Here is an 18,844-nt window from a genome sequence, read left to right on the forward strand (position 1 = left end):
CTTAACATACTGCCCTACTGCCCTACTGCCCTACTGCCTTCCTTGCCTGTCTGTCCTCGGTGCCGCAGATAATGGTCGGCGATTGCGCAGGCAACCATCGCCTCGCCGATCGGTACGGCGCGAATGCCCACACACGGATCATGGCGACCCTTGGTCATCACTTCGACGTCGTTGCCGTCCTTGTCGATCGACTTCCGGGGCGTCAGGATTGAAGACGTCGGCTTGACGGCGAAGCGGGCGATGATCGCCTGGCCGGTCGAGATGCCGCCAAGGATGCCGCCGGCATTGTTGGACAGGAACACCGGCTGGCCGTCATTGCCGATGCGCATCTCGTCGGCATTCTGTTCGCCGGTGATGCGGGCGGCCTCGAAGCCGTTGCCGATCTCGACGCCCTTGACGGCGTTGATCGACATCAGGCCTGACGCGATATCCTGGTCGAGCTTTGCGTAGATCGGCGCGCCGAGGCCGGCCGGAACGCCGTCGGCGACGATCTCGATCACGGCGCCGACGGAGGAACCCGCCTTGCGGATGCCGTCGAGATAGCTCGTGAAAACGGGAACGGACGCCGGATCCGGCGTGAAGAACGGATTGTCCGCGTCGTCAATGAAATTCCAGTTCCAGTTGGCGCGGTCGATCGACTTCTCGCCCATCGATACCAGTGCACCGCGCACCACCATGCCCGGCACGACCTTGCGGGCGAGGGCTCCGGCGGCGACCCGAGCCGCGGTCTCGCGCGCCGAGGATCGGCCGCCGCCGCGATAGTCGCGCACGCCGTATTTGACGTCATAGGTGTAGTCCGCATGGCCCGGCCTGTACTGGCGGGCGATCTCTCCATAGTCCTTCGAGCGCTGGTCGACATTCTCGATCAGCATGGAGATCGGCGTACCTGTCGCGATCATCGTCTCGCCGTCATCGTCAAGGATGAAGCCCGACAGCACCTTCACTTCGTCAGGCTCACGGCGCTGCGTGACGAAGCGCGACTGGCCGGGCCGGCGCTTGTCGAGTTCGGCCTGGATTTCGTCACGCGTGAAGCGGATGCCGGGTGGGCAGCCGTCGACCACGCAGCCCAATGCGGCCCCATGGCTTTCGCCCCAGGTGGTGACGCGGAAAAGATGGCCGAACGTGTTGTGAGACATCGCAAAGTGCCCTGCCCGGCATCGGAGCCGACTGAAGCCTGCCTTCTATTGGCGTTTTCCACAGGGGTCAAACCGTGATCTTCGGATTTAGTTTTGACACATTCGATTGGTTTCTGCTCTGCTCCATTCGCCGTTGAGGATCCGCCGCTACCCATGCCGGCGCAATACCAAAGAGGACGATGATGCGTACCCTGATTGGCGCTGTTGCCGCCACATTCCTGCTTTGCACCGCCGCTTTCGCCGGGCAGACCGAAGGCCTGATCAAGAAGATCGACAAGGACGCGCTGACCCTGACGCTGGACGACGGCAAATCCTACAAGCTGAACGCGGAAACCGATCTCGACGCGCTGAAGCCCGGCATGGACATCGTCATCGCCTATGACGTGACCAATGGCGAAAACGTGGTCACCGATATGCAGTTGCCTGACAGCGACTCCGACTAGGCTTCCAATGCAAATCGGCTGTTCGGCGTTTGTTGAGCCGTTACAGCCGTTTTATGCACCCCGCAACCGGCAGCCTGCATGAGCCTTCCTGGATCGTGCCGGGTCCCTAAAGCCACCCCAGGCTGTCGCCTTCCAGCTTGAGCACGCGGTCCTGCGGTATCGCCAGCTTCGCCGCATCGTTCTCGGCCATGTCAAGCACGAAGCGAAACAAGGTGCGCATGACGCCGCCATGCGTCACGCAGACTGTCTGGCGCTCGAGCGCGTCGAACCACGGCTTTACCCGTTCGAGCAGCATCTGGTAGCTCTCGGCATCTTTGCCCGGCGGCTGAAAGTTCCATTTGTCCAGCGCACGCGTCCTGCTCGCACCCGGAAATTGCGTCTCCAGCTCGGCAAAGGTGAAACCCTGCCAGTCGCCGAAATTCACTTCAACAAGGCGGGGGTCGGTCCCATAGGCAGCCGGGTCGAGCTTCATGGCGGCGCGAATGCGCTCCATGGTCTCGCGCGTGCGCCGCATCGGGCTGGCGACGAAATCGAACTCTGCTGGATTGGAGATCAGGTCAGCCAGCCGATGCCCGTTTGCGCTCGCCTGCTCGCGGCCGAGCGCGTTGATGTCGGTATCGGCCTGCCCCTGAAGCCGGAATTCGGCATTCCACGCGGTCTGGCCGTGGCGCACGATATAAACCAGCGGGTACATCAGGTCTTCCGGAGGTCGGGCCAGGGCCTGGGCGGAGGATAGGCGGAGGGAGTTAATCCTTGACCGTCGAAATATCGGGTGCGTCAACCGCCTTCATGCCGACGACGTGATAGCCGGAATCGACATGATGCACTTCGCCGGTGACGCCGCGCGACAGGTCGGACAGGAAATAGACGCCGGAATCGCCGACCTCTTCCTGGGTGACCGTCTGCTTCAGCGGCGAATTGTATTCGTTCCACTTCAGGATGTAGCGGAAGTCACCGATGCCGGAAGCGGCCAGCGTCTTGATCGGGCCCGCCGAGATCGCGTTGACGCGGATCTTCTTGGCGCCGAGATCGACGGCGAGGTAACGCACGCTGGCCTCGAGTGCGGCCTTGGCGACGCCCATGACGTTGTAATGCGGCATCACCTTTTCGGCGCCGTAATAGGTCAGCGTCAAAAGCGAACCGCCATCGGTCATCAGCGCCTCGGCGCGCTTGGCGACGGTGGTGAAGGAATAGACCGAAATATCCATCGTGCGCAGGAAATTATCGCGCGTCGTCTCGACATAGCGGCCGGTCAGTTCGTCCTTGTCGGAAAAAGCGATGGCATGGACGAGGAAGTCGAGCTTGCCCCAATGATTGGCGACATTGGCGAAAACCTCGTCGAGGCTCGCCGGATCGGTCACATCGCAATGGCCGGCGACAAAGGCGCCGAGTTCCGCAGCCAGTGGCTCGACCCGCTTCTTGAACGCTTCACCCTGATAGGTCAGCGCGATCTCGGCGCCGTGGTCGACGCATGCCTTGGCGATGCCGTAGGCGATCGACCTGTTGTTGGCGACGCCGAGGATCAGGCCGCGTTTGCCGGCCATCAGGCCCTGTCCACCCGCCATATGCGTGCTCTCCGCAAGATTTCTTATTTGTGGAGAGCCCTATCGCACAGGCACAGAGCCCCTTCAAGCGCTCAAACGGGACAGTTCGGGGACAAGAGCCGCCAATCAGCCTTTTTGGCTGCGCAACAGCCCTTCGAGCGCGCTGTCGCCGCCTTCTGGCAGCATGATGCGCACATGGGCGTAGAGATCACCGTGGCCGCCGGCCTTTTCCGGCAGGCCCCTGCCCTTCAGGCGCAGGACCTTGTCCGAACTCGACCAGGCGGGAACGTTGACCGCGAGCTTGCCGGTCGGCGTTTCGACGGCCACCTTGGCGCCAAGCACGGCATCGGCCAGCCCCACCGGCAAATCGGCATGCAGGTCGCGGCCCTCCAGGCGGTAGCGCGGATGCCGGCGGAAGCGGATCTTGACCAACGCGTCGCCGGGCTGGCCCGGCCCTTGCTCGCCCTGCCCCTTCAGCCGGATGGTCTGCCCGTCCTCGACATAGGCCGGCAGCTTGACCGCCACCTTGCGGCCGTCAGGGAACATCGCCGTGACCTTTTCAGCGTTCGCCGCTTCCTCGATGGTAATGTCGAGCGTGACATTGAGGTCGGCGGCGGTTGCCGGCTGGCGGCGGTCACCCATTCCTGCCCCGCTTTGGCCGGGGCCGCGCGAGCCGGAGAAGACGTCGCCAAAAATCTGGCTGAAGATATCGCTGTTGCCATCGAACGGATCGCCGCCAGGGCGTCCGGAGCGGAACTCGAATCGCGAACCGCCGGCTCCCTGCTGCTGGCGGCGAAAACCGCCGAAGGGGTCACCGCCACCGGGGGCGCCCTCGAAGCCCTGGAAACGCGGCTTGCCGTCGGCGTCGATCTCGCCGCGATCGAAAGCGGCACGGGTCTTCTCGTCGCCGACGATCTCATAGGCCTGATTGGCCGCGGCAAAACGGTCCTTCGCCTTGGGATCATTCGGATTCTGGTCCGGATGATGCTTCTTGGCGAGTTTGCGGTACGCCGATTTTATGTCCTTGGCCGATGCGTTCTTTGCAACGCCCAGCACCTCATAGGGGTCGCGCATGCTTCCTGCCCTGGAGAAAGAGTGAGTCCATAGTCGCCTCTTATATGCGCTCGCATAGGAAGAAATTCCAGTGCTGGACGTTATTTCAGAGGTGGAAGATCAAAGCGCCCTGAAGTCCTGCATACGCCAGCCGCCGGCGCTGGCCAGGCAAAGTTCGCCCGCGAACATGGCAACGCCGTCAAAGCTTTCGCGCGAAGCCTTGAAGCGGCGGCAGGTCTGACCCCCGTCCTTCAATTCCGCCAGTTCGGTGATGGAGCCGCGCGAACCCGTACCGGCATTGGCCCACGGCACGGCTTGACCGCCGAGCTGCTCGATGTCGGCGGAGGACACCGCGTTGCCGATCGTCGTCTGGTCGGAATCGCGGTCCGAATCGGCCGACGCGGCTGGAGCCGAAATGCTGCCGGTCAGGATCGAGCGATCGACCTCGGCTTTTTGCAGGCTGAAGCCGCCCGCGCCACATGCGGCAAGCGGCAAGGCAATCATCACGATCGCGGCTTTGGCGCTGGCTGAAGCAAATAGGCTGCCTTGCCTGCTGTCAAAAGCTTGCGCGATACGCGACAATCGGCAACCTCCCCTGTTTGATGAAAATTTGAGAAAAACTATGAGTGAGACTGAGTTAACAAGCGGTGACTTTACCGAGGCCGCCGAGCCGTTTCGCCTTTTTGCCGCATGGCTGGACGACGCCACCAAAAGCGAAATGAACGACCCCAACGGCGTGGCGTTGGCAACCGTCGATGCCGAGGGCATGCCGGATGTGCGGATGGTGCTGCTCAAGGGGTTCGATGAGAGCGGCTTTGTGTTCTACACGAATTTCGAAAGCGCCAAGGGCCGGGAGATCCTAGGCAGCATGAAGGCGGCGATGTGCTTCCACTGGAAATCGCTGCGCCGCCAGGTGCGCGTGCGCGGGCCGGTGGAGATCGTCAGCGATGCCGAAGCCGACGCCTATTACGCGACACGGCCGCGCGGCAGCCGCATCGGCGCCTGGGCCTCGAAACAGTCGCGGCCGCTGGAAAGCCGGTTCGCGCTGGAAAAGGCGGTGGCCGAATACACGGCCCGCTACGCCATCGGCGAGATTCCGCGCCCAAAACACTGGTCGGGTTTCCGCATCGTGCCGAAGACGATCGAGTTCTGGCACGACAGGCCGTTTCGGCTGCATGACCGCGTGGTGTTTTCGCGCAATGCCGGGGGCGGTTGGGAGAAGACGCGGCTTTATCCCTGAGTTTGTAAACTAGCGCCGACATCCTCACTGCGCCTAGCCCGGGCTGGCCAGTGGCGACCGAGGCACGCGGGATAGGTCCGCGCTCCACCCCACCCGACCCTGCGGGCCGACCTCCCCATCTAAGGGAGGCGGGGGCCGAACTATTTTTTTCTGGTCATGAATGCCGTCAGTGCAGCGCGGGCTTCGTCCGATTTCAGCCGCTCGCGAAAATGCTCGCTTTCCACGTTGATGCGGGCGACGAGGTCCTCGCGAGAGCCGCGCATCAGGTCGCGCGCGATCCTGAGCGCCTGCGGCGGCTTGGCGGCGATCTGGCCGGCGGCCGCCAGAACCGACGCCTCCAGCGCTCCTTCCTCGACAACTTCGTAGATCAGACCAGCGGCCTTGGCGCGTTCGGCCGAGAAGCCTTCGCCAAGGCCGAGCAGCGCGAACGCGCCCTGCTGGCCCAGGATGCGCGGCGCCAGCAGGCTCGATCCCGCTTCGGGCACAAGGCCGAGGTCGACGAAGGGTGTCCTGAACACGGTGCGCGGCGTGGCGAAGGTCAGGTCGCAGTGCAAATTGAGCGTGGTGCCGATGCCGACCGCGATGCCGTCGACACCGGAGACGATGGGTTTTGCGACCCTGGCCAGCGCCATCAGGAAATCCCAGACTTCCGTGCCGCCTTCGCCGCCAGTGGCGACGACCATGAAATCGGCGAGGTCGTTGCCGGAGGAGAAGGCACCGGGCACGCCGAGAAAGACATGGACGCGAATTGCCGGATCCGCATCCCCTTCGGCCAAGGTTTGCGACATCTTGGCGTACATGGCGCGCGTCAGCGCGTTCTTCTTGTCCGGGCGGTTTATGCGGATGATCTGGATGGCGCCCTGGCGCTCGACGAGGATATGGTCTGTCACGGTTCTTTCCTTGTGAACGTCAGGCGGAAATCAATGTCTTGCCGGCAGCGGCGAGGCTTGCGGGGCCGTCGACAACGCGCTCCTTCAAGGCACTTGTCTCGCCGAGCAGGTTTTCGGCGAAAAAGCGGCAAAGGGCGACGCGGCCGTGATCGGCAACGGCGCCCCGCGCCAAGTAGGCGCCGCCGGCTGCAAGCGAGACCAGCCGGAGATAGGGTGTCGCGCCGGCAAGCGCCTCGCCAGTCCGGCCATCGGCCGACAGTTTTTGCAGGAAACGTGTCGCTTGCGTCAGATCGTCGAGCCCGCGGTCGAGAGCATCGGCCGTATGGCCAAACCCTTCGAGATTCGATGTCCGCACGGCGCTGGCGACAGCGGCAAGCTCGGCGATGAAGCCGTGCACATGCTCGCCGCCGCCGAGCGGCAGTTTTCGGGTCACCAGATCGATCGCCTGGATGCCGTTGGTGCCCTCGTAGATCGGCGCGATGCGGGCGTCGCGATAGAGTGCCGCAGCCCCCGTCTCCTCGATGAAACCCATGCCGCCATGGACCTGGACGCCAAGCGAGGCGACCTCGACGCCGATATCGGTCGAAAAAGCCTTGGCAAGCGGCGTCAACAGGTTGGCCCGGTCGCGCCAATGCGCCGCCTGGTCACCAGACGATACGCGCGCCAGGTCGATGGCATGGGCACAGGAATAGCTGATCGCCCGCGCGATCTGCGTCAGCGCCTTCATGGTCAGGAGATTGCGCTGCACGTCGGGGTGATGGACGATCGGCGCCATGCCGGCACCGGCGTAATCCGCCGCCTTGCCCTGGCGGCGCTCATTGGCATAGGCAATCGCCTTCTGGGTCGCGGCTTCCGCGACCGCCACGCCCTGCATGCCGACGGCGAGGCGGGCATTGTTCATCATGGTGAACATGCAGGCCAGCCCCTTGTTCTCCTCGCCGATCAGCCATCCGATGGCGCCGGGCTTGGCGCCCTGAAAACCGTCGCCATAGATCATGGTGCAGGTCGGCGAGGCATGGATGCCGAGCTTGTGCTCGAGGCCCGAACAGAAGACGTCGTTGCGTGCGCCAGGCGAGCCGTCCGCGCCGACCAGGAATTTCGGCACCAGGAAGAGCGAGATGCCGCGCGTGCCCGCAGGCGCGTCAGGCAGCCGCGCCAGTACCAGATGGACGATATTGTCGGTGAGATCATGCTCGCCATAGGTGATGAATATCTTCTGGCCGAAGATGCGGTAGGTGCCGTCGCGGGCCGGTTCGGCGCGCGTGCGCAAGGCAGCGAGGTCCGAGCCGGCCTGCGGCTCAGTCAGGTTCATCGTGCCCATCCACTCGCCGGAGACGAGCTTTGCGAGATACTTGGCCTTGAGCTCTTCCGAAGCGTGCTTGTCGAGCGCCTCGACCGCACCCATGGTCAGCGTCGGGCCAATGCCGAAGGCCATGGCGGCGGAATTCCACATTTCGAGCGCGGCGACGCCGAGCATGGTCGGAAGCGCCTGCCCGCCATATCCTTCCGGGCCGGAGAGCGCGTTCCAGCCGCCGTCGATCCAGCGGCGATAAAGTTCCTTCCAGCCTGGCGGCATGGTCACTGCCGCGTCCTTCAGCACCGCGCCGTGCTCGTCGCCGATCTTGTAGAGCGGCGCGACCTCTTCGGTGGCGAAGCGGCCGGCCTCGCTAAGAACGGCGTCGACGAGATCCTCGCCGAGATCGCCGAACGTGCCGTCATCGAGGGCAGGCTTCAGGCCGGCCACATGCTTGAGGGTGAACGCGATGTCCTCGACCGGTGCCAAATACATGCCGCTCGCTCCTCCTGATGCATCGGCCAGGCTGATCCTAGGACCTGAGTGGGACCTGCTTGCCACACACCGTATTCGCCTTTGGGCGACCATCTTCTTTTTACGTAAACGTCAAATTTTGTCACGCTGATTTTGCAATCGCGCCGGCTCGTATTAAATGCGATAGGCGCCGGGTCAAAATCGACCGGCAACAGACCAGAACCAGCCAACTGGAAACCAACTCATGCTCGCCAGACCTGACGCCTACCGTTGCATCGAATGCGGCCTGCCCTACCGGGCGGCGGGGTTCTCATATTATCACGGTGAATTGGAAAACGGCGCCGCCTATTGGTCGGATCGCGGTATATTGTGCTCGCCGAAATGCTCGATCGCCCATCATCGCAAACGCGCGGCCGAAGGCACGCTGCCGCAACAGCCCGCGCCGGATCCGTTTGAAGTTCAGCCATTCGGCCGCGCTGACCGTCGCACTTGATATGTATTCCCGTACATACCGTGCTAGAGGTGATCGAAATGACAAACCAACTGACCCGTACCTCCCGTCTCGAAGCTCGGATATCCCCGGATATGCTGAGTGTGATGAAACGTGCCGCCGAAATCCAGGGCCGCAGCGTCAGCGACTTCGTGGTCTCCGCAGCGCAGGAAGCTGCACAACGCACCATTGAGGAGATCGCTATCATCCGCCTGTCCATCGAGGATCAGCTCGCTCTGGTAGAGGCCATTCTCAATCCGCCCGAACCTAATGAAGCGCTGCGCAAAGCCGCCGACGCCTACAAGCGAGTTGTCGTCGAATCCCGGTGAGTCTAGGCTTGATCATCGAGCCGCTGGGCGGATCGTATGATCGTAAGACATTCAGCTGTGGCGTGCTGGCACTCGGCCAATATCTACACGAGTTGGCAAGCCAGGACGTCAAACGCCGAGTTAGCAACTGCTTTGTCGCCGCGGACCGTGATGTCGATCTCATTGCCGGATACTACACTCTTGCAGCGTCAAATGTGCCCATCACTTCTCTGCCGGAAGACCTGACAAGACGCCTACCGCGTTACCCGGTCCTGCCCGCCATATTGATCGGAAGGTTGGCAGTTGATACCCGATATCAGGGAAAAAGAGTAGGATCGATACTGATCGTGGATGCACTTCGGCGCTGCGCCCAAGCTGCTCCTGCTTCCTTCGCACTGATCGTCGACGCAAAGGACGACATGGCCGCCGCCTTCTATTGCAAATATGGTTTCAGGCCATTTCAAGACCGGCGGTTGTCGCTGTTCCTATCAGTAGCGACGGCGTTGAAGCTGTTCGGCTGACGGACCGCATTGCCTTGAAAGCGAATCCTTAACCATAGCGGTCCAGGATTTGCCTTTGATCAACGGGGATTCCTGTTTGAAGAGAACGGCGCATCTTCTTCGCCGCCCAGCGATCGCTCTCGCGGCGATGATGGCGCTGACACCGGCGGCAAGGGCCTCGGATTTCTCCGAGCCGTGGAAAAGTGCCGACCGGGCGCTTGTCGTCGATGCCTACGAATACAATTCCATCGACTGGGCGCAGCTTGCCACGGACAGGCGCGTCGTCGGCTTCATCAACAAAGCCTCCGACGGCATGTCGCCGCCCTATTCCTGCTCCGGAGACGATACCGAGGTCAAACTCTGCAAGGCACTGTGGAAACGCCATGCGGTGACGCGCGAACTGTTCCAGACGCGCAAGGTGGTCGCCAAGGCGCTCGGCCTGAAATGGGGCGCCTATCACCTCGCCCGCCCCGGCAATCCAGTCGAGCAGGCCAATAATTTCCTTGATTTCGCTGATCCCGCGCCGGACGACCTCATGGCCCTCGACATCGAAGGCATCGATCCCGCGCAATGGATGTCGCTCGACGACGCCGAGGCGTTCGTGCGCCAGGTGCATCGGCGCATCGGCCGCTTCCCGGTACTCTACACCAATGGCAAGACCGCCCAGTATATCGCCGACAACAGCTACAAATACCGGCTGCTGTCGCGGCTGCCGCTCTGGTACGCGCGCTACAAGCCTGACATCGACGTGCATTTTCCCATCGGCAACTGGCAAGGCTATGCGCTCTGGCAGTTTTCGGCCCAGGCCAATTGCGGCCGCTTCCGTTGCCCCTACAGGGTAGCCGGGACGCCGGACGACATCGACGTCAACGTCGCGCCGACAAATGCCGCCATGCTGCGCCAGCAATGGCCGTTCGGCGGGCTGATCGACGTGCCCGCGGATTATCTCGCCAGCGTACCGGTGCCGCTCTCGCGCGAAGCCGCTTTGGCCGGCAAGACCACCCTCATCTACGCCGATGTGGCGACGCCGCCGAGTTTCGGGGAAATGGTCGCGGTGCTTGGTTCGCGCTGGTCGAAATTCCGCGACGGGTTCCGCATGCCTGTCGTGAAGACGGTGCCGCGGCGGCCGATCTTCGGCATCGTCCAATATGTCTCCTGGAAGCGCACCGGGCAGCGTACCCCAGCGCAACTCGACGCCGCCTTCGCTGCGGCGGCGGACCCGGTGAGCACCGCTTCTACCGAACCCGACCGCGGCAAACGCTGAATTTGTGCGACCGGATGCTTGCGGTCAGCTTGCTCCTGCCGCTTCGCGCGCCACGGCCTGCCAGCCAATGTCGCGGCGGCAGAAGCCCTGCGGCCAGTCGATACGGTCGAGCGCGGCATAGGCCTTCTCCTGCGCCTCGCCGACAGTCGCGCCGACCGCGGTGACGTTCAAGACGCGACCGCCATTGGCGACCAGCGCACCGCCATTGATGGCGGTGCCGGCATGGAAAATCTGGGCGCCTTCGCTGGCAGCCTCATCGAGCCCGCGAATGACCGAGCCTTTTTCGGGCGTGCCGGGATAGCCTCTCGCGGCCATGACGACGGTCAGTGCCGCCTCGTCGCTCCAGCGCGCCGACATGTGCGCGAGTTGGCCATCGACGGCGGCATTGAGCAGCACCAGCAGGTCGTCCTTCAGCCGCATCATCAGCACCTGGCATTCGGGGTCGCCGAAGCGGGTGTTGTATTCGATCAGCTTCGGCCCTTTGTCCGTAATCATCAGCCCGGCGAAGAGAATGCCGGCGAACGGTGCACCTGTTGCAGCCATGCCGCGCATGGTCGGTTCGACGATCTCGCGCATGGTGCGCTCCACCATCTGGGGCGTCATCACCGGGGCCGGCGAATAGGCGCCCATGCCGCCTGTGTTGGGGCCGACATCGCCATCGCCGACGCGCTTGTGATCCTGCGCGGTGCCGAAGGGCAGTGCTGTAGTGCCGTCGCACAGGCAGAAGAAGCTGGCCTCCTCGCCGGTCAGAAACTCCTCGACCACCACTTCCGCGCCGGCCGTGCCGAAAGAGCCGTCGAAACAGGCATCGAGCGCCGCCAGCGCCTCGTCCATCGTCATTGCGACCGTGACGCCCTTGCCCGCGGCAAGGCCGTCGGCCTTGATGACGATCGGCGTGCCCATCTTCTCGACATAGGCCTTGGCCGATGCCAGGTCTGAGAAACGGCCATAGGCGGCGGTGGGGATGTCGTATCGGGCGCAGAGATCCTTGGTGAAGCCCTTCGACCCTTCGAGCCGCGCCGCCGCACGCGACGGGCCAAAGACGCGGATGCCCCAGCCACGCAGATCGTCTGATATGCCGGCCACCAGCGGCCCTTCCGGCCCAACCACTACGAGGTCGATCTGCTTGTCCTTGCAGAAGGCGGCGACAGCGGAATGATCGGCGATGTCGAGCTTGATCAGCTCCGCCTCGCGGCCGATGCCAGGATTGCCGGGCGCAGCATAGAGCTTGGTCAGCAACGGCGACGCGGCGATCTTCCAGGCGAGCGCATGTTCGCGGCCGCCGGAGCCGAGAAGAAGAACGTTCATGGCCACCTCTTGATGCCTGTAATCTTCCAAAGAACCCGCTATTGCTCTCTGGACGACGGGTCAAGGCATCCGGGCGCTTTGGTCGAAATTGCGCACGGGAACGTTACCCCTGCCCAAAAATCGGCGGCGGAGACCGTCGCCGATTTCTGGAAAGCGCTTCAGCCCTGGAAGACGACCGGGAACCAGTCCTCGCGCAGCTTCTGCCCCGGCTGCATGCCATGGCCATGATAGGGCGGGGAGGTGCGCCCCGGCCGTTCGACATAGTGGGCGTCGTCGCCGACCCAGCGTAGCGAAAGCGCCCGCCGCCGCGCCGCGGTCAGGTTGCCGCGCGCGCCATGCGCTGTCCTGAAATCGAACAGGATGGCATCGCCCGGCTCCATTTCCCATTCAAGCACCTCCAGCGAGGGGTCCGTGTCTGGATCCGGCACCGGCAGGTAGTCGCCCTCGTCGGCATAGAAATTGCTGTCGTCGAGCCAACGCACCGGCAGGATCATCTTGTCCCATTTGTGCGAGCCGGCAATCAGCCGCAGCGTTGCCTCCTTTACAGGGTCGATAGGGATCCAGAAGCTCACCGTCTGCCGGCCGTCGACGAAATAATAGGGGATGTCCTGATGCCAGGGCGTCGGCTTCTGCGTGCCCGGTTCCTTGACAAGGACATGATCGTGGAAGAACTGCGCCGTGCGCGACCGCATCACCGCGGCCGCCAGTTCGGCCGCCGGCGATTCGCGCACCAGCTTGACGAATTCTGGAATGCGTTCCCAGTTGCAGTAGTCGTCGAAGAAGCTGCCTCGCCCATTGGCGATATCCGACGCGGTGGCGCTGCGGTTTTGCATGTTCCGCTCGATGCCGGCGGCAATCGTATCTACCCAGTCCTTGAAAGCGCCGCGGATGCAGACGGCGCCGTCGCGCTGGTAATCCTCAATCGACTTCGCATCGATCAAGCCTGTGTCGATCGCGCGAGGTGCGGTCTGGAAAGCCATGGCGTTCTCCTTTCAGGGATCGATGCCACTATCGCAAGCCACATTCATTCAGTAAAATAATAACTTCTCATCCGTCATATAGGGTTACTCTATGAGCTTGACCCTCACGCAATTGCGCTACCTGGTTGCCGTCGCTCGCCACGGCAGCGTTACCGGCGCGGCCAGGGTATTGAACGTTTCACAGCCGTCCATTTCGGTGGCGATCGACGCGGTCGAACAGGATTTCGGCCAGAAACTCTTCGTGCGCCAGCGCGGAAGCGGCGTTTCGCTGACATCCTTCGGCCGCGCCGTGCTGGCCAAGGCGAAACAGGTCCTTGCCGAGACGGACGAGCTCATCGGTCTCGGCTCGCGCAAGTCGGCGCTCGGGGGCGAACTGGTGCTCGGATGCTTCGAAGATCTGGCGCCTTATTTCGCGCCGGCCCTGATCCGCGCCTTCTCGGAACGCCATCCTGAGGTTGCAGTGATCGTGCGCGACGAGACCTTCGAGACGCTCGGGCGGCGCCTCGGCGATGCCGCCGTCGACCTCGGGCTCACCTATGATCTTGGGCTGCCTTCGCATTTCGCCCGCATCCTGCTGCATGAGCTCAGGCCGCACGCGCTTTTGCCGGCTGGACACGCGCTGGCGGATCGTCCCGATGTCAGCCTGGCCGATCTGGCCGCCTATCCCCTGATCACGACGGACCAGCCGCATAGCTGGCAGCACATGCTGGACCTGTTCCGCAGCCGTGGCCTGTCGCCGGTCGCCGACAGGCAGACAAGCTCGTTCGAACTCCAGCGCAGCATGGTGGCCAACGGCTTCGGCGTCGCCGTCAGCTACACGAGGCCGCATGGCGACCGCAGCTATGACGGCTTGCCTCTCGTCTGCAAGCCGCTTTCCGATCCGCTGCCCATGCAGCGCATCATCCTCACCCATGACACGCACCAGCGCCTGCCCAATGCCGTGCTGGCCTTCGTCGACGTGGCAAAGAGCTGGTTCTCCACCCGCGACATCTTCGCCTCCTGAAGCGCTGACGAATGCCACTGCCCTGCTCGCCGCTTGACGGTTTGCGCGGCTGCTGCCACTCCATCGTCATGGAAACGGTTCAGTCGAAAGCAGCCCAGGGCCGCGTAGCCGACGCGCCGAACGGCCATTGGGTCTACCGCGTGCTGCCGCGGCCGATATGGCCCTATGCGCAACTTGCCCGATGGGACAGGCCGATCGGCTGGCAATTGCTTCTGTGGCCGTGCTGGTGGTCCGCGGCTCTCGCGGCCAGCGCCTATCCGCGCCCGGGCGATCCGCTGCTTTCGCTGCTGCCGGCGCCCTTGTATCTCGTGCTGTTCCTGGCCGGCGCCATCGCCATGCGCGGCGCCGGCTGCACCTACAACGACCTGGCCGACGAGGACATCGACAATCAGGTCGAGCGCACGCGCTCGCGGCCGCTTCCGTCGGGCAAGGTCACGCGGCGTGGGGCGTGGCTGTTTGTCATCCTGCAGGCACTGGTCGGACTTGCCGTGCTCTTGCAGTTCAACAGCTTCGCCGTCCTGCTCGGCGTCTGCTCGCTGGCCATCGTCGCCATCTATCCATTCATGAAGCGGATCACCAACTGGCCGCAACTGGTTCTCGGCCTTGCCTTTTCCTGGGGCGCGCTGATGGGATGGGCGGTTGAGTTCGGCGACCTCGACGGGCCGGCCGTCATGCTCTATCTCGGCTCGATCCTGTGGGTGATCGGCTACGACACGATCTATGCGCACCAGGACAAGGAAGACGACGCCATCGTCGGCGTACGCTCGACCGCGCGCCTGTTCGGCGACAATACCAAGTCGTGGCTGGCCGGGCTTTACGGCGGCGCGCTTGTCTGCTTCGCCATCGCCTTCGCGTCAGCGCAGGCCCCTGTCGTGGCTCTGGCCGGACTTATCGCCGCCGGCGCCCACATGGCGCGGCAGATCCTGGTGCTGGATATCGACAATCCGGATCAATGCCTGCGGCTGTTCAGGTCGAACAACCAGGTCGGCTGGCTGATCTTCCTCGGCCTCATCGGCGGCGCGCTGTGGGTGGCGCTGAAGCCACTGGTGTAGTTTTCTTTTCCTTCTCCCCGTTTACGGAGAGAAGGTGGCGCTAGCCGGCGCCAGCCTTCCAGACAGAATTTCAGCCTATTCGCGCGCGATGATCTCCTCGCCGCCGATCACCAGCCTGAGACCGAGGTCACCCGCCCTGCGGCGGGCGAGGAAGCGCGGGCGGCGCATGGTCGAAACGCGGCCCTTGCGGCGGTCCTGCGGCGGCAGCGTCTTGATGGCGGCGCCGAGCGATTCCTCCAGCGTGCGGGCGATGCCGTCCGATTCGATCAACAGCATCGGCAGGCGATAGGCGTCGGCCCAGGCGCGCCAGTCGGCGGCGACGTCGTCGAGATCGTCGGCCACCAGCAGCGGCACCGACAGCATCGGATCATTGTGCAGGAGTTCCAAAGTCACCGTGACGTTACCTTCCGGGTCCTCCATCGCGCGGGCGGCAACGCCGCGGAACGCATTGGCGGGCAGAGCGATGATCGCCGGTACGCCGCTCATCTCGAGCAGGCGGCGGATCACGGCGCCACGGTGGTCGATGGTGAAGGTCACGTCGCCATAGTCGTCGCGCGTGGCGTAGCTTACCACCTGCGGCAGGCGGAATGGGTCGAGGCGCATGTTGCGTCCCGCCCAGACTGGCTTCAGTCCAGTGTTCATTGAATGCCTTCCTGTTTCTCCTGAGAGCCGGTGTCCGGTTCTCTCCGGGCCAGTTTTCCCGGCCTCGTTATGGGGAAACAGTAGCGCGGCCTCCTTACCGCCGCGCTTAAGAAAGTCGGTTAAATTTTGCTGATCACGGGGATGGTTATCGGAATGCGACCGAGCGCTTGAATCCGAAAGGATCAGATAACCTTACCAGGATTCATGATGCCGGCCGGGTCGAAGGCCTGCTTGACCCTGCGCATCAGGTCGATCGCCATCGGCGGGGCGGTGGCGATCAGTTCGTCCCGCTTCAACTGGCCGATGCCGTGCTCGGCCGAGATCGAGCCGTGGAAGGAGCGCACGACGTCGTGCACGGCCTTGTTCATGGGGTGGTAGAGATCGAGAAACGCCTGGTCGTCGCCGTCGATGGGCCGCGAGATGTTATAGTGGAGATTGCCGTCGCCCATATGGCCGAAGCAGACCACGCGCGCTCCGGGGCTGACCGAAGCCACCGCGCCGGCGGCCTCTTCGATGAAACGTGGGATCGATGCCACCGGGACCGAAATGTCATGCTTGATCGAGGCGCCCTCGGGCTTCTGCGCGTCGGGCAGCACCTCGCGAAAATTCCAGAAGGCATCGCCTTGCGCAAGGCTGGCCGCGATCACCGCATCGCCGACGATTTCCTGTTCCAGCCCGGCCCCGAGCACGTCCTCGATCAAGGCCCTGGCATCTTCTGGTGAACGGCCGGACGAGATCTGCATCAGCACATACCACGGCCAATCCTGCGCCAGCGGCCGCACCACGCCCTGGGCATGCGCCAGCGTGAAATCGTAGGGCCGCTTGCCGATCAGTTCGAAGGCGGTGAGCGCGGCGCCGGCGCGGTCCGTCGCCAGGCTGAACAGCGACAGCGCCGCCTCGGCCGACGGCAGGCCGACGAACGCGACCTCGCGACCTTTCGGCTTCGGGAACAGTTTCAGCACGGCGGCGGTGATGATGCCGAGCGTGCCTTCGGCGCCGACGAACAGGTTCTTGAGGTCGTAGCCGGTATTGTCCTTCTTCAGCTTGCGCAGATCGTCGAACACTTCGCCGGTCGGCAACACCACCTCGACGCCGAGGCAGAGCTCGCGTGCATTGCCATAGGCCAGCACGCCGGTGCCGCCGGCATTGGAGGAAAGATTGCCGCCGATCTGGCAGGAGCCCTGCGCGGCCAGCGACAGCGGAAACAGCCGGTCTGCGGCATCGGCCGCTTCCTGCAACGTCTGCAAGATGACGCCGGCCTCCGCCGTCACGGTGTTGGACAAGACATCGATCTCGCGGATGCGGTTCAGCCGCGACAGGGACAGCACGATTTCGCGGCCGGACCTGTCCGGCACCTGGGCGCCGACCAACCCGGTATTGCCGCTTTGCGGCACGATTGGCGTTGCCGTCTCGGTCGCCAGCCGCATGATCCGGCTGACCTCCTCGACGCTGCCTGGCCGCAGCACGAGCGATGTCGCGCCATGCCATAGCCCGCGCCGTTCGGTGGTGTAGGGTGCTATATCGCGCTGGTCGCGCAACGCGTATTTTTCGCCTACGATCGCCGCGAAGCGGTCGATGAGAGCGGTGTCGGGAATCTCGGCGATGTCGGTCATGTGCGCGAAACTATGTTGGTGGCAAGCTGTTGTCACGCGGCGCGGCGGCACGTGAAAGCCGATCGTTGATCGCTTCGCCTAGCCCGTCGAAGGGAACGGGTTCGACGGCGATGATCCGCGCGCCGCTGCGATCGAGTTCCTGCATGTAGGCGAAAAGATTGCTCGCCGCTTCGCGCAGGTCGCCAGCCTCGGACAGATTGAGGCAGGCGGCCGCGTTTTGCCAGCCTTCAGCGCGACGTTTGCCGAAGGCCAGCAGCGCCTCGGCTTCGCCGACGGTCCCGGCGTTGAGCCGCACCGCGGCGCCAGGCGCATAGTGCGAGGCAAGCATGCCCGGCGCCTCGACACCGGCGTCGACGCCGCGCAACAACTCCATGCCGACGACCGCCTCGATTTCCTGGGCGGCAATCCCGCCGGGCCTCAGCAGACGCAATTTTCCCTCTTCGGCCTTGACGATGGTCGATTCCAGCCCGACCGGCGTCGCCCCGCCATCGACGACCAGCTTTATGCGTGCGCCGAGATCAGCCGCCACGGCTTGCGCCGTCGTCGCGCTGATCCTGCCGGAGGAATTGGCGCTGGGAGCCGCAAGCGGCCGGCCGAGCCTTGCAATCAGGTCGCCGCCAAAGCCCCTCGGCATGCGCAAGGCGATCGTGTCGAGCCCGGCGCTGACCAGCGGATGAATGCCGTTGCCGGGCCGCTGCGGCAGCACCAGCGTCAAAGGACCCGGCCAGAACGCAAGCGCCAATTTCCTCGACAGCGGATCGAACAAAGCAATGCGCTCGGCCATCGCCATATCGGTGACATGGGCGATCAGAGGGTTGAAGCGCGGCCGCCCCTTGGCCTCGAAGATGCGCGCCACGCCGATGCCGTTGGTGGCGTCGCCGGCGAGCCCATAGACGGTCTCGGTCGGAATGGCGACCACATCGCCGCTTTCAAGCAGCGCCAATGCCCGTTCCATCGCCTCGCCGACGGCAAGAATTTCAGCCACTCTGGTCACCTCACGAATGCCGGCTGCGTAGTACGATGGCGTCCAAGGGGCAAGCCCGGCCCTTGGCGATTTAACAATCCCTAAAATGCTACGGTTCCGCGAAAGCCGGCATCAATTCCGACCCGCTATCGTGCGGCTTCGGGTAATGGGGAGCTTTCATCGTGTCTGTGCGTATTTGGGGAACGCTTGCTATCACGCTGGCGGCGATGGCCGGCGGGGCCCAGGCCTCGTCACTGGTCTTTCCCGGCGCGCCGTCCGCAACGCCGTCCATTGTCACGCTGGAGGCAGCCGATGCTGCCAAGGCAGGCGATATGCGGTCGGTCACCGCGCTCGGTGAACCTGACGTCACCTATGAAAAAGTGGCAGCGATCCCGAACGCGCCTGAGGCGCGGCACGGCTTCCTGCAAAACCCGATGATCATTCGCGGCGGTATTGTCGGCAGCGCCTTCTCGACGCCCACGCAGGCCAAGGCGCCGGCCACTGCCCCTGCAACCGCCACCGCTTCAGCGGCACCAGCGGCGAATGGGCAGGAGACCCCGGCGACATCACCGGCAGCCGCGCCGGCGGCGGCAGCGCAGCAGCCCGTCCCTGGGGTCGGCAAGCTCAAGTAGCGGCTGTCTTGACG

The 18,844-nt window shown here is 63.9% G+C and carries 21 protein-coding genes; 9 read left to right on the forward strand and 12 right to left on the reverse strand.

Annotation, left to right across the window (positions count from 1 at the left end; translation table 11 throughout):
• Nucleotides 1-14: 14 nt before the first annotated feature.
• On the reverse strand, nt 15-1,136 hold the full coding sequence (gene aroC, locus FJ953_RS05930) for a chorismate synthase (protein ID WP_140498051.1): 1,122 nt from the start codon (nt 1,134-1,136) through the stop codon (nt 15-17).
• Nucleotides 1,137-1,318: 182 nt separating this feature from the next.
• Here aroC and FJ953_RS05935 point away from each other — a divergent pair, with 182 nt between their 5' ends.
• The gene (locus tag FJ953_RS05935; protein WP_140498049.1) at nt 1,319-1,579 is read left to right on the forward strand and encodes a DUF1344 domain-containing protein; all 261 of its coding nucleotides are present in this window, start codon (nt 1,319-1,321) and stop codon (nt 1,577-1,579) included.
• 106 nt (nt 1,580-1,685) lie between these two features.
• Here the strand turns inward: FJ953_RS05935 and FJ953_RS05940 are convergent, their stop codons facing one another.
• From FJ953_RS05940 to FJ953_RS05955, 4 genes are all read right to left on the reverse strand, one after another.
• Nucleotides 1,686-2,273 carry a histidine phosphatase family protein gene (locus FJ953_RS05940; protein WP_140559375.1) on the reverse strand — a complete coding sequence of 196 codons (588 nt, stop codon included), beginning with the start codon at nt 2,271-2,273 and terminating at the stop codon, nt 1,686-1,688.
• Nucleotides 2,274-2,325: 52 nt separating this feature from the next.
• Entirely contained in the window at nt 2,326-3,144 is an 819-nt protein-coding gene (fabI, locus tag FJ953_RS05945) for an enoyl-ACP reductase FabI (protein WP_140623533.1), read from the reverse strand.
• Between the two features lie 105 nt (nt 3,145-3,249).
• Nucleotides 3,250-4,197 (reverse strand): DnaJ C-terminal domain-containing protein, encoded by a 948-nt coding sequence (locus FJ953_RS05950; protein WP_140498043.1) that lies wholly within the window; start codon nt 4,195-4,197, stop codon nt 3,250-3,252.
• Nucleotides 4,198-4,296: 99 nt separating this feature from the next.
• Nucleotides 4,297-4,758, reverse strand: a complete 462-nt coding sequence (locus FJ953_RS05955; RefSeq protein WP_140498041.1) for an RT0821/Lpp0805 family surface protein — start codon at nt 4,756-4,758, stop codon at nt 4,297-4,299.
• A gap of 40 nt (nt 4,759-4,798) precedes the next feature.
• On the opposite strand from FJ953_RS05955, the gene pdxH reads away from it, so the two are divergent.
• On the forward strand, nt 4,799-5,416 hold the full coding sequence (gene pdxH / locus FJ953_RS05960) for a pyridoxamine 5'-phosphate oxidase (RefSeq protein WP_140498039.1): 618 nt from the start codon (nt 4,799-4,801) through the stop codon (nt 5,414-5,416).
• A 140-nt stretch (nt 5,417-5,556) separates the two neighbouring features.
• On the opposite strand, the gene FJ953_RS05965 is transcribed toward pdxH, so the two are convergent.
• Nucleotides 5,557-6,306, reverse strand: coding sequence for a crotonase/enoyl-CoA hydratase family protein (locus FJ953_RS05965; RefSeq protein WP_140520816.1), 750 nt, complete (start codon nt 6,304-6,306; stop codon nt 5,557-5,559).
• Between the two features lie 19 nt (nt 6,307-6,325).
• The gene (locus tag FJ953_RS05970; protein WP_140623535.1) at nt 6,326-8,095 is read right to left on the reverse strand and encodes an acyl-CoA dehydrogenase; all 1,770 of its coding nucleotides are present in this window, start codon (nt 8,093-8,095) and stop codon (nt 6,326-6,328) included.
• Between the two features lie 223 nt (nt 8,096-8,318).
• On the opposite strand from FJ953_RS05970, the gene FJ953_RS30755 reads away from it, so the two are divergent.
• From FJ953_RS30755 to FJ953_RS05990, 4 genes are all read left to right on the forward strand, one after another.
• Nucleotides 8,319-8,567 carry a hypothetical protein gene (locus tag FJ953_RS30755; RefSeq protein ID WP_140514793.1) on the forward strand — a complete coding sequence of 83 codons (249 nt, stop codon included), beginning with the start codon at nt 8,319-8,321 and terminating at the stop codon, nt 8,565-8,567.
• 38 nt (nt 8,568-8,605) lie between these two features.
• A complete protein-coding gene (locus tag FJ953_RS05980) occupies nt 8,606-8,893 on the forward strand; it encodes a DUF1778 domain-containing protein (protein WP_140514791.1) in 288 nt (95 codons plus the stop codon).
• 8 nt (nt 8,894-8,901) lie between these two features.
• Nucleotides 8,902-9,393 carry a GNAT family N-acetyltransferase gene (locus FJ953_RS05985; protein ID WP_224684799.1) on the forward strand — a complete coding sequence of 164 codons (492 nt, stop codon included), beginning with the start codon at nt 8,902-8,904 and terminating at the stop codon, nt 9,391-9,393.
• A 127-nt stretch (nt 9,394-9,520) separates the two neighbouring features.
• Entirely contained in the window at nt 9,521-10,636 is a 1,116-nt protein-coding gene (locus tag FJ953_RS05990) for a glycoside hydrolase family 25 protein (RefSeq protein WP_140624012.1), read from the forward strand.
• A gap of 24 nt (nt 10,637-10,660) precedes the next feature.
• On the opposite strand, the gene purD is transcribed toward FJ953_RS05990, so the two are convergent.
• Both purD and FJ953_RS06000 read right to left on the reverse strand, forming a co-directional pair.
• A complete protein-coding gene (gene purD, locus FJ953_RS05995; protein ID WP_140623537.1) occupies nt 10,661-11,944 on the reverse strand; it encodes a phosphoribosylamine--glycine ligase in 1,284 nt (427 codons plus the stop codon).
• Nucleotides 11,945-12,102: 158 nt separating this feature from the next.
• On the reverse strand, nt 12,103-12,924 hold the full coding sequence (locus FJ953_RS06000; protein WP_140623538.1) for a phytanoyl-CoA dioxygenase family protein: 822 nt from the start codon (nt 12,922-12,924) through the stop codon (nt 12,103-12,105).
• A gap of 91 nt (nt 12,925-13,015) precedes the next feature.
• Between FJ953_RS06000 and FJ953_RS06005 the strand changes: the two genes are divergently transcribed.
• A complete protein-coding gene (locus FJ953_RS06005; protein WP_140623540.1) occupies nt 13,016-13,927 on the forward strand; it encodes a LysR family transcriptional regulator in 912 nt (303 codons plus the stop codon).
• A 68-nt stretch (nt 13,928-13,995) separates the two neighbouring features.
• Entirely contained in the window at nt 13,996-14,979 is a 984-nt protein-coding gene (gene ubiA, locus FJ953_RS06010; RefSeq protein ID WP_181165178.1) for a 4-hydroxybenzoate octaprenyltransferase, read from the forward strand.
• Nucleotides 14,980-15,054: 75 nt separating this feature from the next.
• On the opposite strand, the gene FJ953_RS06015 is transcribed toward ubiA, so the two are convergent.
• The 3 genes from FJ953_RS06015 to FJ953_RS06025 form a co-directional block, all read right to left on the reverse strand.
• Entirely contained in the window at nt 15,055-15,621 is a 567-nt protein-coding gene (locus FJ953_RS06015; RefSeq protein ID WP_140498020.1) for a DUF6101 family protein, read from the reverse strand.
• 182 nt (nt 15,622-15,803) lie between these two features.
• On the reverse strand, nt 15,804-17,234 hold the full coding sequence (locus FJ953_RS06020) for an FAD-binding oxidoreductase (protein ID WP_140623542.1): 1,431 nt from the start codon (nt 17,232-17,234) through the stop codon (nt 15,804-15,806).
• A 10-nt stretch (nt 17,235-17,244) separates the two neighbouring features.
• A complete protein-coding gene (locus FJ953_RS06025) occupies nt 17,245-18,219 on the reverse strand; it encodes an L-threonylcarbamoyladenylate synthase (RefSeq protein ID WP_181175004.1) in 975 nt (324 codons plus the stop codon).
• 161 nt (nt 18,220-18,380) lie between these two features.
• Between FJ953_RS06025 and FJ953_RS06030 the strand changes: the two genes are divergently transcribed.
• The gene (locus tag FJ953_RS06030) at nt 18,381-18,830 is read left to right on the forward strand and encodes a hypothetical protein (RefSeq protein ID WP_140498011.1); all 450 of its coding nucleotides are present in this window, start codon (nt 18,381-18,383) and stop codon (nt 18,828-18,830) included.
• The last annotated feature ends 14 nt before the right edge of the window (nt 18,831-18,844 follow it).

The organism is Mesorhizobium sp. B2-3-6 (assembly GCF_006442305.1).
Classification (GTDB): domain Bacteria; phylum Pseudomonadota; class Alphaproteobacteria; order Rhizobiales; family Rhizobiaceae; genus Mesorhizobium.